We start from the raw sequence: 16,927 nt of genomic DNA on the forward strand, positions 1-16,927 counted from the left end.
CAGGAACAAAATAATTTCCAAATAAAAAAGCTGATGATCGATGTTTTATAACAAAATGACACTTTTGTTTATAGCTTAGACATTTGCTTTTTTGTTTTACTTTCACGATCGTCTCATCGTTTTTGTCTGAACCATGTTCGATTTACTTTCTGATCAGCTAAGCTTTTTGATATGGAACGTCACATCTGCTACTTTACTCATGCGCAGTTTTTCTATCACGAAACCTTACGTTAAACAAAAGGTTTTACTTAAGATGAACCTGTTTCATTATGGTTACAGGTCACTTCCCTGCTGGTAATACATACGTTTTTATTTCTAATATTTGAATGATCTTATCTAAATCAGCCACTTTGACTACCAAGGTTTGATCAGGTCTACCAGGTGCAAATACTAATTTTTCCTGAGCGAATATTTCTTCATCAATAATGACAGGAACAGATGATTCATAACCAAATGGTGAAACAGCACCTGGCTTTTGTCCCGTTTCCGCTTCCATTTCTTCAGCCGAAACAACTGACACTCTTTTACCAATCAGTTTGCTTAATTTTTTAAAGTCGCTTCTTTTAGTCGTGAAGGTTAAAAAAATATAGCGATTGTTTTGTTTATCTTTTAGATACAAGCTCTTCGTCTCAGTACCACTAAACCCTTGTTCCTCTTTTACAACTAACGCATCCTCATTGGTATAAATCGGACGATGGCGATAAAGTTCAAACTCAATCTGGTTTTGTGTAAATATTTCTTGCAAATCAATCAAAAAAATACCTCCTTAAAAATAGATTATTTCTTTACTTTTCTATTCTATGGGATTCTTATCGATAAAAGCAATGTTTATTTCATTACTCGTTCGGTTTATGCCTAACTTTGTTTACATAATATAAATATAGTTTATTTAAGTCGGATTTCTTAAAAAAAACAGAGTAAATTCGTTTGATATCACGAATTTACTCTGTTTTTTTCTATTGATTTAAATTGCTAAGACTATCTGCTACGATTTGTTTTGGTGTCAGATGGTAACGTTCATACAAATTTTGAATAGGTACACTATCAGTAAACTCTTTTTGAGAACCAAAGTTTAGAACTTGGATTGCTGAATCTCCATAATAGCGACTGATTTTTTCACCAAATCCGCCCGAAAGACTACCATCTTCTAAAGTGATAATCAATTGGTGATTTTCTTTTAATTCTTCTAAAGTTTCATGATCAAGTTCGGTGATCGTTCCAGGGTTAATCAATGTGCCTGAAATCCCCTGATTCGCAAATTCTTCTAAAGCTTGTTTACCTAATTCAAGGAAGCCACCTAGTGCTAAGATCGCAACTTTATCTCCAGCAACCAGACGTTGGTATCTTGGAATAGCGTAGTCTTCTGCGATCGCTTCACCAGATGTCACACCATGAGCAGGGATTCTAATAGCAACCGGTGAATCGGTTTGTGATAAACTCCAATCCAACATCGATAGTAAGTCTTCCTTCGTAGCTGGCGCTAGATATTTAATATTAGGAATACTTGAAAGATAAGGAATATCAAAAGTCCCTTGGTGAGTACGATCACTTCCTGAGATGCTTGCTCCTCCAATTAGAATGACTACTGGATTTTCGTTGATCGCTAAATCATGAGATAATTGATCATATGCTCGTTGTAAAAACACACTTGAATGGAATACCACAGGTCGAATCCCTTGAGATGCTAAAGCAGAAGCAAATGTGATCGAATGTTGTTCTGCAATCCCCACATCAAAGTAGTGTTCTGGATGTTTTTTTTGAAATTCCTTTAAGCCAAACATTCCTGGAATCGCAGCATTCACAGCCACGATAGGCGTTGCACTTGTTTTCGTTTTTTCATCAAGATAGTTCATAATTATTTGATTAAAACTTTCACTAGTAGGAGCATTTTTCGCTTCGCCTGTTTCTAAATCAAACGGTACATGCCAATGATATTTCATTTTGTTTTCGACGGCTGGCTCATAGCCATGACCTTTTTCGGTGTGAACATGTAAAACGATTGGATGGTCAATGTCTTTAATTTCTCTGAAAACCTCAATTACTGTTTCTAAATCATTACCATCCGCAATGTAGCGATAATCATACCCCATCGCTTTAAATAAATTATCATTACTTGTCCCATTGCTTTCACGAAGCTCTGCTAAATGACGATATAAACTTCCCTGATTCTCATCAATGGACATTTCATTGTCATTCACTAAAACGATCAAATTAGAATTGATTGTTCCACCATTATTCAAACCTTCAAAAGCTAAGCCTCCACTTAAGGAACCATCCCCGATAAAAGCAATGATATTTCCTTTCTCCTGTTTCAAATCACGGGCTTTTGCAAGACCGACCGCTAAACTGATCGAAGTTGAAGTATGCCCCACAGTAAAATAATCATGTTCACTTTCATGTTGATTGGAATAGCCACTAATTTCGTGGTAGCTTCCCTCCTCAAATCCATTTTTACGACCAGTTAATAACTTATGTCCATAAGATTGATGGGAAACGTCCCAAACAATTTTATCCTTGGGCGAGTCAAACACATGGTGGAAAGCAATTGTTAATTCCACGACACCCAAATTTGGGCCGACATGTCCTCCGATCGCACTATTTTTTTGTAAAATCTTTTCTCTCATTTCTGTAGCTAATTCAGACATTTTGTCTATCGTTAGTTTTTTTACCTCTGTTGGACCATTGATTTGGTCTAAGATGTTTGTCTTTATACTCACTATTCTCTCTCCTTTTGCAATAACATGTCCGAAAAGAATAACTCATTTCGGCCTTAGTAATTGTTACCACAAAAGATATTGTACTACTTGGAGTCAACTCTAAGTCAAGAGGATTTTGAGTAAAACTTCACAATAACAATGATATTTTTATTCTAAACAGCTTACACGAATAAACTTTACTAACTAGACCGAATTTTTTTAAAGTAGATAAAAAAAGCTGAGACAATTATTGTCTCAGCTTCTGATTTTATTTATGATCGATCAAATGATCCGATCAAATTCTTACAGTTTACGAGCAAAGAATGATACGACCAATACAAGAATGATTGCACCAATCAATGATGGAACGATTGCCATGCCCCCGATACTTGGTCCCCAAGTGCCAAGTAAAGCTTGTCCGATCGCTGATCCAACTAGACCTGCGACTACGTTAGCAATGATTCCCATTGAAGAACCTTTATTTGTAATAGCCCCTGCAATTGCTCCGATAATACCACCGACGATTAATGACCAAATAAATCCCATTTTAATTTCCTCCTAATTTCTTTTACTAACAATCAATTACTGAACACGTGGTTCAGTGTTTTCTTTCACTTTTTGTGTTCCTTTATTCATAGCTGCTTTTGCTTTATCTGTTTGTTTTGAAGCAAATTGACCAGTTGATTTAGCAGCATCTGTCACTTTGTCTTGGACAGTTTCTTGATCTTTTGCATATTCTTCTTGTGTTTTGATATCAACTACATTCACATTCACTTCAATTACATCTAAATGTGTCATATCATTCACTTCACGGCTGATCAAGTCTTTAATTTGATCATAGATATTTTCAATATCTTTTCCGTATTCTACAACGACATCTAAGTCAACAGCTACTTGTTTTTTACCAACTTCTGCATTGATTCCTGCTGTGACATTATCCGTGTTCACTAATTTTTCAGCAATGTTTGAGAAGAAACCGCCATCTAATGTTAATAAACCATCAACATCTTTCAAAGCATAACCGATGATTTTTTGAATTACTTTATCTTCGTAAGTTAATTCTCCACGTGAAATATGGTTATTCTCAGATGTCATTGTATTTGTGTTTTTGATTTCTTTGTTTTCCATGTCCAGTTCCTCCTAAGATTTAAAAAATTGATCAAATATTTTTGTTTCTTTCAAATAAAAACCAATGCCTGCACCTATAGCAGTCATGATTAATATTAGAAGTGTTTTAAAAAATCCAACTGTTATCCATAAAACAGCTAACAGTAAGCCAAGTCCCCCGAAGATAATAGGGAGCTTGTACGCTGAAAATATCTCTTTCATGATGGGCCCCTCCTATTCTACTCGAGCGTGCTTGTGTGCATTACTGTCGTAATCTTCAAATCCACTATAAGTAACAGCTACAGCGATGTTTTGTTCAGTACCAAGTACTCGTGCCACTTGTTGTTCAATGTCACGCATCAATTCTCCTGTTTTACCAATTAAAGAGGATGTTCGTTTTAAATCCCCTTTTACATGGACATTGATTTTATTTTTTGTTGAGCGTACTCGAACTTTTGGTGAACCAACAAATTCTTCTTCATGTAATTGTGATCGCACAAGCCCTTCGATTGCTTTCTTGTCTAAAGTCAGTTTTCCATCTTTTTGTTTTAAAACAAACGTTCCTTTGGATTTTGGATAGAAAAGAACAACTAATAACAAAATAAGCACAAGTATAGCAAAAACGACAGCTGTCCAAAATAGATATTGTTGCATGTAGTAGTTCGTTATGACAAAAAATCGAAAACGTTCCAACTGTTCTGGCATCATATACGGTGCGTTGATCAACGCAATCCCTAAAAGCACCGTCAGCAAGAATAAACTTGCAAGAATACCGACGATCTTCCACCCTTTATTCATTCTCCACCTCCTACTTCTAATTGACCGTGATCACACATGTTATTTACAAGATTTAATAGAAAGCGCTACCATGCCATGCTAATACTAATAGCCTTTTTTCACTTTCTATGACAATCATTCATAAATAACGTTTCCCTCCAATAGACTGTATTGCCTTTTTTCTATTGGGTATATTTAAAGGATAGTAGTCTACATTAAAAAATGCAAAGATAATGCTCAGTTATTATTACAAAAAACTATCAGTTGCTATGAAAATTTTCTAATATTTATCGTTTCCTACTCTCTTTCTTCTTTCTTATCTGTAAAAAACAGATAAAATTTCTTTCCAAATATCTTTTAAATGAATTATACTTAAGTAAAGATCATTTGAAGAAATGGAACGCTTTAGCCATGTTTTTGAAAAAAGGGGTGTTGTGAGATTATGGTAAAGAAAATAATTTATGCTCTAATAACTACCTTAATTTATTTAATCGTTTCTAATGCAGGGAATTTATTTTTTGGAATTTCAAAAGAATTTAGTTGGACAACGACATTATGGGAATCTTTTTTCTTTTTTATATTTGTTTTGCTCTTACAAAATTATCGAAAAAAATAAGTCTTAGGGTCAAAATAGCAACTACTATTTTTGATCCTAAGACTTATTCGTATAATGAATTCTTTTTATTCCACTAGTATTTCTATTTCCAAGTTTATTTCTCGATTTGTTTCAATGCATCAGGTACTTTTGGTTCATAAATAATTCCTGTACACATTGTTCCTTTACCTATAGCTTCTGTAGCAACAGCAATAGCAACAGTTGCTAAAATTTGCATGTATTTTAATTTTTTTGAGCTAATTTTTTTTAACATTTTCTTCATCCTTTCTTTTTTGAACAAACATTAAAAGGGTTGAGATCATCATGCCTAACAACAGTAAGGTACGAATACGGTTACTTGATTGAATCCCACCAAAAATAGTTAGGAACAAACTGACCACTATCATCTGGCTCTTTCCATTTAGCAAAGAACTTTTCGCCGGTTTTTGTGCGATCACTATCCCTTTGAACCACAAGATCAAGCAAATCATGAGACTGCAGATCATAAAGGTGGCTCTTGTGACATCTACAGCAAAAGTAGTAACTAGATATGGTAATAAGACAAAGAAAAATAGACTTAAGGCCGTACATACATTACTATCTCTTGCATGGAAACTTTTTGTTGTTCTTCTCATTAGTGTAAATGCCAAATGAGTAGTCAAAACCGGCAGAATAATATGAAGACACCCAGCTAAACAGTAGATAAAAAATATCTTTGAACTAATTACCAGAAGAACAGCTAATCCATATTCCATTTTTGCCAAGTCAATTTCTGACAATTGTAATTGTCTTCCTATCCGCTTACTAATTGTTTTTGAAACTTTTTCTTCTAAAGATATAGATTCTTCCGACATTTGATCCGCTCCTTTTCATCTATATTATATTTGTTTTTTTATAAGATAGTTGGTTTTATCAAAAGTGAACGTTATTTGATCAAAAGTGCGGAATACCTGGAGATGTAATCAACAACTGGTTAATTTCTTGAACTGATTTACTACTTTTTTTAAATGACGAGTAGAAACTAAACATTTTGCTCCATTGGACATAGTAATCACTCGTTCTTTTTTATTGATTTCTTTCACATTCATCAGATTAACTACATAAGATTGATGGCAACGACAAAATACCTCATACATACTTTCTACTTCTTTGATCTTCCCTATATACTCAATTCTGCGGTTATCTAAATAGACGATCAATTTATGGGGTGTTGGACTAGATTCAAAATAAAATATCTCATCGACATATAACTTTACATCAATTGGACCATTCTTAATCCAAATTTGGGGTCTAGTTTCCAGATTTGTATTCAAATAGCGTTCAATTGCGACGTCAATACATTCCGTCACTCTCTTTTGAAAAGTATCCATATTATCTTTGACAATGTAATCTAATGCTTCTACTTTGTATAAAAAAGTTAAATAGACTAGATCTGTATAAGTTGTCACAAAAATGATTTTTGCTGTTGGGTCGTAATCTCTGATTTTTTTTGCTAACTCGATCCCATTTAAATCCGTTTTTAGATCAATATCCAAAAAATAGATTCCTTCTGTTTTATGTTTTGAAATAAACGACAAGATCATCATTGGATCATCCGTAGCAAATTGGAATTGAACATCATAGTCTTTCATCAATAAATAATTTGTAATCATTCGAGTAAGCTTATTACGATGAGCAATTTCATCATCACAAACAAATATTTTTAACATTACTAGCCCCTCATTCCACTAATCGTTATGATTTGTATAAAGCGATTGTTTTCAATTTTTGTTTCTAAAAAAACATTCTCGTTCAAATGAACAAGCTCGTCCAGATTCGTTAGTCCTAGTCCTTGATTTCCTTTTTTAGTAGTAAAATTTACTTTTTTCAATTCATGTAATTTAGGAATACTCGAACGACATTGATTCATTAAGACAAAAAAACAATTTTTGTCTTCCTCCATAATAGTCAATTCAATTTTTCCCTTTTCTAAAAAGGCTGATTCTTCAATTGCATTATCCAGTATAATCCCTAGCATACGAACAAGTGTGACTGTTGAGATAGCGATATCCGTAATGGGTGTTGGAATCATTACGTTTACTTCGACACCCTTTTGGCTAGCCACGTATAATTTACTCAAAATAATGCTTTTTATCTCTCTAATTTTAAGATTTGAAATCGAAGCAATTGGGAGATTGTTTTCTTCAAAAATCGTTTCAGTAGCTTTGATACTTTGATAAAAATACTTTTGCAGCCCTTCAATATCCTTTGTTTGAATATAATCCTCTATTGAAAACAAAATATTCTTATAATCGTGTTTAAATTTTCGTAATGCAAGATAGTTATTTTCGATCTGTTCGCTGTATTCAATCAGGTGACGCATTTCTTTTTGCTGTTCTCGTGTTTCGAATTCTTTTTTCTTGATAAAAAGTAGTACACAATAAATTATGGTAGACATTACACCATAAAGAACCGTAAATAATTCATTACTGATAACTAGGAATCTTGCTAAAACAGAAAAACGATCACTACAAATGTTAATAAAGTAAACAATAATCGTAAAAAAAACAACAATGGCCGCTATTTTTAGAGTCGTTTTATCCCTAATAATCTTTGGTATGACCATTTTTTTTAGAAAAACAGTAACGATCCACAAACAACCTGTTCCTAAAACAGCTGTAAAAAAATCGCTGATATCCCACCCTAAAATTTTATATAGATATTTGGCTGTTCCATCAATGAATATGTAGAAAAATAAAATAATCGAAGGATAAAATATCGCTATATCAATGTTTCGATCAATGATATAGATACTTAGACATAACCCAGCCCATAAGATAACTGTCGCTATGATATTGATCCATTGATATAAAGCAATATAAGCGATTACACTAACAAACGAAAACAACTGAAACTTTTTATTTGATAAAAGATTCCTTAGATAACCAAGAGCCATAAAAACAGTGTAAAGCTGACCAATCAAAATTAGGATAAATAAACTTTCTTCATTTAATTTCATTTAAACTTCCCCTAACAACCTAATAATTTTATCTGAATTTTTTATCCATACTTATATAACAATTTATACTAGCGTATTTTGTTTCTCCACTCCCCACAACCAAACAAAATAAAACAATTAGTTATTTGTACACCTAATTTTAATAACGAAAAATAGAAATAAATTTTCCCAACCAATCATGATCTTCGTTGTTATTTGTGATTTTAGCATATTTACTTTAGATTTGGGAGGGTATAAACATGATAATGATACGTTTTTCTACTTAAAAGTTCTGTTATTTAAAACTATCGCAAATGTAATCTAAATTAAATATCTTTTTTGCAAAAGATATGTTATAATTAATCTATTGCGATAAATATTTTATGCGAGATTTTGATTTGTTTTGATGAAATTTAATCCCACTGGCGTAACTTCAGGGTTACAAGGATGTATTAGTGGTTAGGGAATACATTGTTTAAATGAGAAATAGTCCATTTTTAGTAATAGTTTTACAGCTTTAAAATATAATATGATTCGTTAGAACGCCTTTTCTTTATTGAAAAAGGCGTTTGTCCATCCTTTTATTTATCGTTTATCGATAAATAATTATTGATAATGAACAAACCTCATGCTATACTAATAAAAATTTAGGAGGCATTTTATGAAATCCAAACTGTTCTTTATCCAATTAATCGTTTCTGTTTTTTGTTTTGTTCCCCTTCTCTTGGGAACGCTATTAACTATTCAATTGAGTACAAATCCTACAAATCCATTTAGCAACTGGCAAACTACACTATTTATTCTAGTTCTTTACCTGATCCTTCTAGTGACTTTGTTGCTCAATTTCTTCCTGCTCCGCTTAGTCAAAACCTTCCCTTCAAAGGAAACTTTTACTAAGAAGAGTCTAAAGCTTAGCAGTAAAATCCGATCTTGCCTTTTATGTATCACGATCCTTGCATTTGGTATTTTGCCAAAATTTTATCAAATAGCTGATATGAGCGATAGTCCAGGAATCCTACTCATCGCTTTCGTCTTACTCTTTATCCCTTTTTTTATCTACATCCTTTCAAGCATTTTGATTGATTTACTCAAACAAGCCATTTATTTAAAAAATGACTATGATCTAACAGTGTGAGGTGTCGAATGTCTATTATTATCAATTTAGATGTCATGTTAGCCAAGCGAAAAATGAGCGTGACCGAACTGAGTGAAAAAGTAGGTCTTACGATGGCTAATATCTCTATTTTAAAAAATGGTAAAGCAAAAGCGATTCGGTTTTCTACGCTCGATAAGATTTGCGAAGTTTTAAACTGCCAACCAGGTGATATCCTCGAATATCAAGATACAAGCCAAATGAGAGAGTAGCTCATTTCTTTAGTTGAGTGACACCAATGAAAGCTAACTACTTTCTAATCAATCTGAAGACCGACAAAAAAGCCCACGGCAGCTGTAGTCTAGCTAACGTGGGCTTTTTAATAACTGATTATCTTATTTTTTAGAATTTTTATTTGCTTTTCTTTTTCTCCAAAACAGGATGATTCCCGCTAAACTAACAATCAAGACACCTGATACAGTAAAAACCGTATTTTTTGTTTCATTGGTTTTTGGTAAATTACCATTTTTTGCGCCACTTGTATTGTCTCCATTTGAGTTCTTTTTTTCTGAATCTGTTCCTGTGATCTCTTTATCTTCAGTCATGCTATCTTCTGTACCATCTTCTAAAGCACCATCCGTCCCTTTTTCCACCACTTCATAAGCCGCTTCAGTTTCAGTAGAAAAACCACCATAGGAACGGTCAGCTTTCACGACTAGTTTAGCAACACGATACCCCAAAGAAGAAGTATCGATTTCTGTTTCAGGATCTAATGCAACCGTATAAGCAGTTTTCGGCAGCTCTTTGCCATTGACTTTAACTTCTTTCAAAAGATTTTTAAGGTCCACACGTTTCGTATCGATAACTATTTTCGCTTCTGCTGGTGTCACGGTAAAATCTCCTGTTGGTTCAAACCCATATTCAGTCACATTGTAATACGCATAATTGGAACCATAAGTGTAATTTCGCTCTTCTTCTTCTGCCATCAAGACATTCCCACTTGGATCGGCATGATACACTTTAATTTGATCTCCCACCGAAACTTTTAATGGTTCCCCACTATTGAATCGATTAATCGATTGTTCAATTGTTTGCGTACCGCGAACTTCGTATTTATATTTACTGCTGTTATTTGTAAAAACTTCAATCCCATAGTAAATTTCCATGTCATCATATTCTGTGATACGGTTCGATAAGTCACTTCCGTCTTCTCCCTGTAATGATTGGAGTTTGATTTGTTTGTTTTCTTTTATCAAACTGTAGGCACCTACAGTATCGCCATCTTGATTTTTTAGTTGGATCGTACTTCCCCACTTCACTTCGTAAGGCACTTCCACTTCTGTAGAAGTCACCTCATCTGCGGTAGACAATTTCACTTTTAACATTTTCTGTCCAGTGGTATTTGTATCAAAGTCAGAAACTTGTTCGACATCATATAATGTCGTCTCTAATTTTTGACCATTGAAAGTGACATTTTTAATCAAATCCATTCCATCAATGTCACTGGTATCTTCGCCCAAGGTAAATTCATGCGAAACTGTTTCAGCCTCCATCTCAGTGATGGGAACAAATTCTTGACTGGCCACTTGATAATAGGCGTAGTTGGAACCCGCTGTATAATTTTTCGACAAGTCATCTCGCATCAATAAATTATTCTTCGCCTCTGCATGATAAACTTTAACGATGTCCCCTTCCTCAATCGGTAATGGTTGGCCATTATTAAACCCATTGATCGCCTGCCACACTGTCATATTGCCCGTCACATCATACTGGTATTTTATTTGTTCCGATAATCGAGTAGTCGGATCTAAGCCCATAATATTTTCGACAGTGACACCTGTTTTTTCTTCGGACTGATTTTCTGGATTTCCTACTATTTCGATTCGATAGTAAGTATCGCGACCAAAGGCACTATTCACATGATCCGATAAAACGGTGGAATCATCCCCTTTGCCAGCTTGTATCGTCCACTCTCCGCCTTGTTCCACAATACTATAAGCGCCCACATTCTGGTCATCTAACCCTTTAAGTAAGAAAGTACTTCCCCAAGCCACTTCATAAGGAACATCCAGTTCAATATCTGCTGAGCCATCTTCTGGCTTAAGATTTAATTTGACTTCTCTTTTACCAACAGTAGAGGTGTCCATTTTAGAAAGTTGCGTAATCTTATAATTTTTGCTTTCCACCCGTTCACCATTGATCGTTATATTCGCTAATAGCTGACTCAAGTCTATATTTTGAGTGTTTTCCATTAAAGAAAAAACTTTATTTGGTCCTACAGTTTCAATTACCGGCATGGGCTCAAAACCATAAGAAGTTATGCGGTAATTAGCATATGGAGAACCATAGGTATAGTCCTTTTCTGTTTCATTTACCAGTAAGACAGAACTACCTTCTGAACGTTGAGGATGATACATTTTAACGACATCACCGGCTTGGACATTTAACGTTTGTTTCGTCCCAAAATTGTCCATTACCTGTTGGAGAGAAGCACGTCCCGGTACCTCTTGTAGATAGACAGAACGCCCGTCTCGCAATACTTCAATGGAATAATAAAGCGAAGAATCGGTACTAATAGGTGCATTGAGATCGGTTTTTAATCCTTGGTTAAAGACTAATACACGATTCGTACTGGAAGTCCCAGAATGTAATGAAAAGGCTCCGGCTGATTGACCATTTTGAGCTTTCATCAAAATCGTATCGTTCCATTTAACTTCATAAGGAACCTCGATTTCTTTTGAAACGAGTCCATCTTTCGTATCAATACGCACGTTGATCGTTTGTGATCCTGCCACCGAAGTATCAAAATCACTCATTTGTTTGACTGTATATTGATTACTTCCCACTGCCGTTCCATTAATCGTAATGCTATTGATCAACTTCGCACCATCAACGTTACTACTATCTTCACCTAAGATAAATTCTTGAGCCATCGAATCAGCCGCAACCGCTAAAATTGGTTCCAAGCCATGGTCAGTGACTTCATAATAGGCATAATTGGAACCAATCGTATAATCCTTGACTAATTCATCTTTCATTAAAAGATTTTTCCCAAGAGGATCGGCATGATACACTTTGATCACGTCGCCATTACTGACCGTCAACGGTTGCCCATTATTGAATCCCTGGATGGATTCACGAATCGACTGATTACCTGCCACTTCATAACGGAACTTGCTGGTAGCTCCTTGTAAAACTTCGATAGAATAGTAGGTATCACGCCCAAAATAATTATCCACCGGATCATTTAAGTTTGTGCCGTCCACTCCTTGAGAAGCTTGGATTTGCCATTGATTTTGATTCTTCAATAAACTAAACGCACCAACTGTCGCCTCTTTCAAACCTTTAATAACAAAAGTGTCTCCCCATTTCACTTGATAAGAAATCTCAATGATTTCAGAAGCAAGTTTATCTTTTGTCGTGACTTTGACCCGCATATTTCGTTTACCGATCGTGCTGGTATCAAACTCATCAAGAGGTTCTACTGTATAAAATTCATTGTCCGCTACCCCACCGTTGATCCGCACATTTTTTACTAGTTCATTCAAATTCGTTTGCTTCACGTCTTCGCCTAAAACGAACGCTTTTTCCGCACTTTCTGCCGTCATGACAGGTGCTGGATCAAACCCATAAGGAGTCACACGGTAACGAGCGATCTCCGTACCATACGTAAAATCATTTTCTTTTTCCTTAATCATCACAACCGAAGCATTAGGTGTCTTGCTTGGATATGTGATTTGGATAATATCATTCATTTGTACCGTAGTGTTGTTATTAGCATCTCCATAATCATTCATGATTTCTTGTAACGTGGCACGTTTCGGCACCTCTTGTTTGTAAATTTCATTGCCATTACGCAAGATTTCCAAACGATAATAAAGACCAAATGGATCGGTCATATCGCCAACTCCTTCATTTAAAGGAGACGCAATGCCCTGACGAATCGATAGCGTAGCTGGGGCACTATTAGAATTACTACCATCTAACGCAAAAGCTCCGGCGGAATAGCCATCAACCGAACGTATTAAGATGGTATTACCCCATAGTACGTTCACGGTAGTAGTTCCAGATCCTTTGATCATAACATTAGAATTAGGATGCTTTGCTTGCACAGTGATGCGTACTTCATGGGTACCAACCGATTGAAATTCAGTCTTGGACGATTCGTTCGCAACAAACTCAAGATCATCAATCGCTACAGGTTCCCCTAACAGTGTTGCCTCTTCAATATAGTTTTTAAATGTATTGGCTAACGTATCAGACGACTCCACCAAGGTTACGGTACGATCCTCAATCGGTTTTAATTTTAGTTGTAACTCAGGATGTGGCAGCACTCTCATGGTTATTGATTTCGTTATTTCTCGGTTATCAGAGGTTCTTACTGTAGCTTCCCACTTATGTATTCCTGCTGTCATTGTGTTTGGGTTATTAGACCATTGAAGCGTATAGGATCCTTCCGTGGTTACCTCAAAATAATCATTGACATCTGGCAAAAGAGAATATTGATAGATTTCACCTGCTTCCTTTTTTACTGTGAGCAGAGATTTAACTGTCATCGTAAATGTTAGTTCTTTTGACCGACCTGTTTCATCTTCCACTAATACCTTAACGTTTTGATTTCCTAGTTTATTTGTATCTGGTTTTGTTATCCATGTATAAGTCACTTTTCCAAGGCTATCTTTCACCTCTACATAATCTTCTGGTTTAGGAGAGCTCTTTTCTTCGACCACATGAGGACCATCTTTTACCTCTGCCTTAAGCGTTCCTTTACTTTTAGGAAAATCAACGTTAAACGTCATCGGAACATAACGAGTAGTATAAGCTACCCCATAATCATGATTGATATTACTATAAGGGAACTTACTTACTTTGAATACTTCTTTTTGTGGAATAGCTACTTTTAGTCGCGTAAAGGTAACATATAAATTATTATCTGAAGGTGCTACATAATAAAGTCCATTAGCTTGATCAGAGGTGGTAATTTTCATTTGCCAATTTCCACTTTCTGATTCACTAGTAACATAAAACAAGGCATATGTACCTCTTAAAATATTTAGAAGAGTGACTCTATAATTACTAGAGTTTTCCCAGTTCTCCCAGAAATCACTGAACTCACTAGAAATGATTTCAGCTCCATTCGTATTCCCACCTAGAAAGACGCCAGGAATTTTATAAGTAATTGTATCGCCTACTTTAAAATCATCTGTCGAATTATCTATCATATGATTCAACTTTTTAGAAAGAAATTCATTTACAGCTTTTCCAATTTCTTTTTCTGAGTCAGTAGATGCCGCTATAATGTCAGCTCCAACAGGTATTGGTAATTCAAATGTCGGATTAGCAAAACTTTCAATTGAACTTTTTATTTTATTACTTTCTGTTGAACCAGCAACTTTTTTGTCTTTCTCGGTGTTTTTTTCCTTCGTGCGTTTCTCGTCTTTTTTTACTTCTTTCTTGGTCGTAGTTTTCTTTTCATTCATTTTTGAAATTTTCTTGACATCAATACTTCCCACTGAACTTAACATCGAAACAGCTTCAACAACTGTCCCGCTGGTTTGTCCAAGCGCTAGCGCTAATATTAATGTACTATGTAATAACTTTTTTCTGGTTTTCAATGTACTCCTCCTTTTAAGGCTATATCTTTAAATGGCAATAGAAAAGTAATGTCTGTTTTCTCATAAGAAAGACTCCTTTTTATGCCATACTTATGTTTGATTTCTTCCTTTGTTTCTGCCAATTTAGTAAAGTTAAAACGTTATGTTTCTTAAGTTTTTTTCTTTTCTCCCAATTCGCCCCTTTTACGTTTATTTTTATGGAAAAACTTCAATAAAACCCTACTTCTTAAGTTTAATGTGAATCACAAGAATATGTAATGTCACTTTTTCACAATGGACAAACACTAAAAGACAGAAGCTGTTTTTGTTATGTAAAACATTTTACTTACCATTAAAAAAGGAGCCTTAGCCAAAAATAGAAGAGACCGAGACAAAAACTTGTCTCGATCTCTTCTATTGACTCTATAAATAAACTAATTTTTAGTTACTTCGCTTTCAACTACTTAGCGACTGAACGAACAGCTAATTCTTGCTTGAATCAGTTGATTATTGGTTATTTTCTTTTTGTTGCTCAATTGCTGATTTGGCTTTTTCCGTTTGTTCAGATGCAAATTCTCCTGTGGCTTTTGCCGCATTTGTCAATTTATCTTGAACTGTTTCACTGTTTGCTTCATATTCTTCTTTTGTCTTAATGTCGACCACATCGACATTGACTTCAATGACATCTAGATGTGTCATTTCATGAACTTCTTTGGCAATGATTTTTTTGATTTGTTGGTAAATTTCTTCGATGTCTTTGCCGTATTCGACAACGATCTTAAGATCAACAGCGACTTGTTTTTTCCCAACTTCCGTGTCAATACCGGCTGTTACATTATCAGTGTTGACTAATTTTTCTGCCACGTTAGAGAAGAAGCCACCATCAGCTGTTAATAATCCATCCACTTTTTCTAAGGAGATGCCTATGATTTTTTGAATGACCTTATCTTCATATGTCACATCACCATTCATAGATTCACCGTTTTCCGTTGTGTTTTTTGGATCTTTTGCTGGGGCTTCTGGCTTAGGTGGTGTATGCCCTGGCATTGGAGGTTTTGGCTGATCTCCATGATGTTCTTGTGGTTTACTAGAATTTTCATGTTTCCCTTGTTGTCCTGATTGTCCTTCGTTTTCTTTTTTATCATGAGCCACTTTGTTTTCAACGTTGGGTACAACCGGATCTGGATGTGCTGAAACGGGTGCTGTTTTATCTTTAGCATCATGAACACCATTTGCATTGTTCGGTGTCGTTGGATCTGGATGTGCAGATACTGGTTTGTTTTGGTTGTTTGTTTTGTTGTTATCCATAATAGAATTTCCTCCTAAGATTTATGATCAAAAATTTTCGTTTGTTTTAAATACATTCCGACCGCCACGCCAATGATCGCCATAAGGATCAGCAACAAGGTTTTAAAGAATCCCACTGTAATCAATAGTACGGCGAGAATCAACCCAATTGCTCCGCAAATGATCGGAAGCTTATAAGCAGCAAAAAGTTCATTCATTTGTGCCCCTCCTTATTCCACACGAGCGTGTTCGTTTGTTTGATATTTATTGGTAGGTGCTTGGTAGCCTGTATACTTCACCGACACTTTTACTTGCTCATCTGTGCCGAGTAACTGTTTCACTTCTTTTTCGATTTCATCCATCAATATTCTTGTTTTCCCGATCAATGAAGAAGTCCGTTTTAATTCACCTTTAACTGTAACTGCTATCTTATTTTTTGTAGCTTTGATATTAACCTTAGGTGAGTGAATGAATTCATCTTCATGTAAATGTGAACGAACCATACCTTCAATCGCTTTTTTGTCTAACGTTAATTCGCCGTCCCCTTTTTTCAATAAGAAGGTTCCAATCGTTTTCGGATAAAAAATGACGATCAATAATGCAATAATTAGTAGAATCGCTAAGCCGACTGCTACCCAAAAAATATATTGCTGCATATAGTAATTCGTTATTGTAAAGAAACGGAATCGTTCAAGCATCAATGGTAAAGGATAGACCGCACTGATCAAGACGACAAATAGTAGAATAGACAAAAGTAGCAGAGAAAAAATGACACCAATTGTTTTAGTCCCTTTATTCATC

At 35.1% G+C, this 16,927-nt stretch carries 16 protein-coding genes; 2 read left to right on the top strand and 14 right to left on the bottom strand.

The features are described from left to right. Positions 1-280: 280 nt before the first annotated feature. The 10 genes from IGK81_RS06765 to IGK81_RS06810 form a co-directional block, all read right to left on the bottom strand. A complete protein-coding gene (locus IGK81_RS06765) occupies positions 281-754 on the bottom strand; it encodes a YbaK/EbsC family protein (protein ID WP_034698084.1) in 474 nt (157 codons plus the stop codon). A 202-nt stretch (positions 755-956) separates the two neighbouring features. After that, positions 957-2,717, bottom strand: coding sequence for a 1-deoxy-D-xylulose-5-phosphate synthase (locus tag IGK81_RS06770; protein WP_412003848.1), 1,761 nt, complete (start codon positions 2,715-2,717; stop codon positions 957-959). 282 nt (positions 2,718-2,999) lie between these two features. Beyond that, positions 3,000-3,242 (bottom strand): GlsB/YeaQ/YmgE family stress response membrane protein, encoded by a 243-nt coding sequence (locus IGK81_RS06775; protein WP_010719097.1) that lies wholly within the window; start codon positions 3,240-3,242, stop codon positions 3,000-3,002. 36 nt (positions 3,243-3,278) lie between these two features. Next, a complete protein-coding gene (locus tag IGK81_RS06780; protein ID WP_010719096.1) occupies positions 3,279-3,824 on the bottom strand; it encodes an Asp23/Gls24 family envelope stress response protein in 546 nt (181 codons plus the stop codon). A 12-nt stretch (positions 3,825-3,836) separates the two neighbouring features. Beyond that, positions 3,837-4,025 carry a DUF2273 domain-containing protein gene (locus IGK81_RS06785; RefSeq protein ID WP_010719095.1) on the bottom strand — a complete coding sequence of 63 codons (189 nt, stop codon included), beginning with the start codon at positions 4,023-4,025 and terminating at the stop codon, positions 3,837-3,839. Between the two features lie 12 nt (positions 4,026-4,037). Continuing rightward, positions 4,038-4,601 carry an alkaline shock response membrane anchor protein AmaP gene (gene amaP / locus IGK81_RS06790; protein WP_034698091.1) on the bottom strand — a complete coding sequence of 188 codons (564 nt, stop codon included), beginning with the start codon at positions 4,599-4,601 and terminating at the stop codon, positions 4,038-4,040. 689 nt (positions 4,602-5,290) lie between these two features. Then, on the bottom strand, positions 5,291-5,449 hold the full coding sequence (locus IGK81_RS06795; RefSeq protein WP_034698094.1) for a cyclic lactone autoinducer peptide: 159 nt from the start codon (positions 5,447-5,449) through the stop codon (positions 5,291-5,293). Further along, the gene (locus tag IGK81_RS06800; protein WP_034698099.1) at positions 5,433-6,029 is read right to left on the bottom strand and encodes an accessory gene regulator B family protein; all 597 of its coding nucleotides are present in this window, start codon (positions 6,027-6,029) and stop codon (positions 5,433-5,435) included. Before IGK81_RS06800 ends, IGK81_RS06795 begins: the two co-directional genes overlap by 17 nt. Positions 6,030-6,137: 108 nt before the next feature. Beyond that, the gene (locus tag IGK81_RS06805) at positions 6,138-6,884 is read right to left on the bottom strand and encodes a LytR/AlgR family response regulator transcription factor (RefSeq protein ID WP_034698101.1); all 747 of its coding nucleotides are present in this window, start codon (positions 6,882-6,884) and stop codon (positions 6,138-6,140) included. Between the two features lie 2 nt (positions 6,885-6,886). Next, positions 6,887-8,173, bottom strand: coding sequence for a sensor histidine kinase (locus tag IGK81_RS06810; RefSeq protein ID WP_034698104.1), 1,287 nt, complete (start codon positions 8,171-8,173; stop codon positions 6,887-6,889). A 640-nt stretch (positions 8,174-8,813) separates the two neighbouring features. On the opposite strand from IGK81_RS06810, the gene IGK81_RS06815 reads away from it, so the two are divergent. Together IGK81_RS06815 and IGK81_RS06820 are read left to right on the top strand one after the other, a co-directional pair. Then, positions 8,814-9,287, top strand: coding sequence for a DUF2975 domain-containing protein (locus IGK81_RS06815; RefSeq protein WP_010719090.1), 474 nt, complete (start codon positions 8,814-8,816; stop codon positions 9,285-9,287). An 8-nt stretch (positions 9,288-9,295) separates the two neighbouring features. Then, a complete protein-coding gene (locus tag IGK81_RS06820) occupies positions 9,296-9,517 on the top strand; it encodes a helix-turn-helix domain-containing protein (protein WP_010719089.1) in 222 nt (73 codons plus the stop codon). 123 nt (positions 9,518-9,640) lie between these two features. On the opposite strand, the gene IGK81_RS06825 is transcribed toward IGK81_RS06820, so the two are convergent. From IGK81_RS06825 to amaP (IGK81_RS06840), 4 genes are all read right to left on the bottom strand, one after another. Next, the gene (locus tag IGK81_RS06825; RefSeq protein WP_034698111.1) at positions 9,641-14,860 is read right to left on the bottom strand and encodes an LPXTG cell wall anchor domain-containing protein; all 5,220 of its coding nucleotides are present in this window, start codon (positions 14,858-14,860) and stop codon (positions 9,641-9,643) included. 486 nt (positions 14,861-15,346) lie between these two features. After that, positions 15,347-16,147: an Asp23/Gls24 family envelope stress response protein gene (locus IGK81_RS06830; RefSeq protein WP_034698113.1), complete on the bottom strand. Its 801-nt coding sequence runs from the start codon at positions 16,145-16,147 to the stop codon at positions 15,347-15,349. A gap of 14 nt (positions 16,148-16,161) precedes the next feature. Then, on the bottom strand, positions 16,162-16,344 hold the full coding sequence (locus tag IGK81_RS06835; RefSeq protein ID WP_010719084.1) for a DUF2273 domain-containing protein: 183 nt from the start codon (positions 16,342-16,344) through the stop codon (positions 16,162-16,164). 12 nt (positions 16,345-16,356) lie between these two features. Beyond that, positions 16,357-16,926 (bottom strand): alkaline shock response membrane anchor protein AmaP, encoded by a 570-nt coding sequence (gene amaP, locus IGK81_RS06840; RefSeq protein WP_034698115.1) that lies wholly within the window; start codon positions 16,924-16,926, stop codon positions 16,357-16,359. Between the last annotated feature and the right edge of the window lies 1 nt (position 16,927).

The organism is Enterococcus sp. DIV0703 (genome assembly GCF_051711065.1).
Lineage (GTDB): Bacteria > Bacillota > Bacilli > Lactobacillales > Enterococcaceae > Enterococcus_B > Enterococcus_B hirae.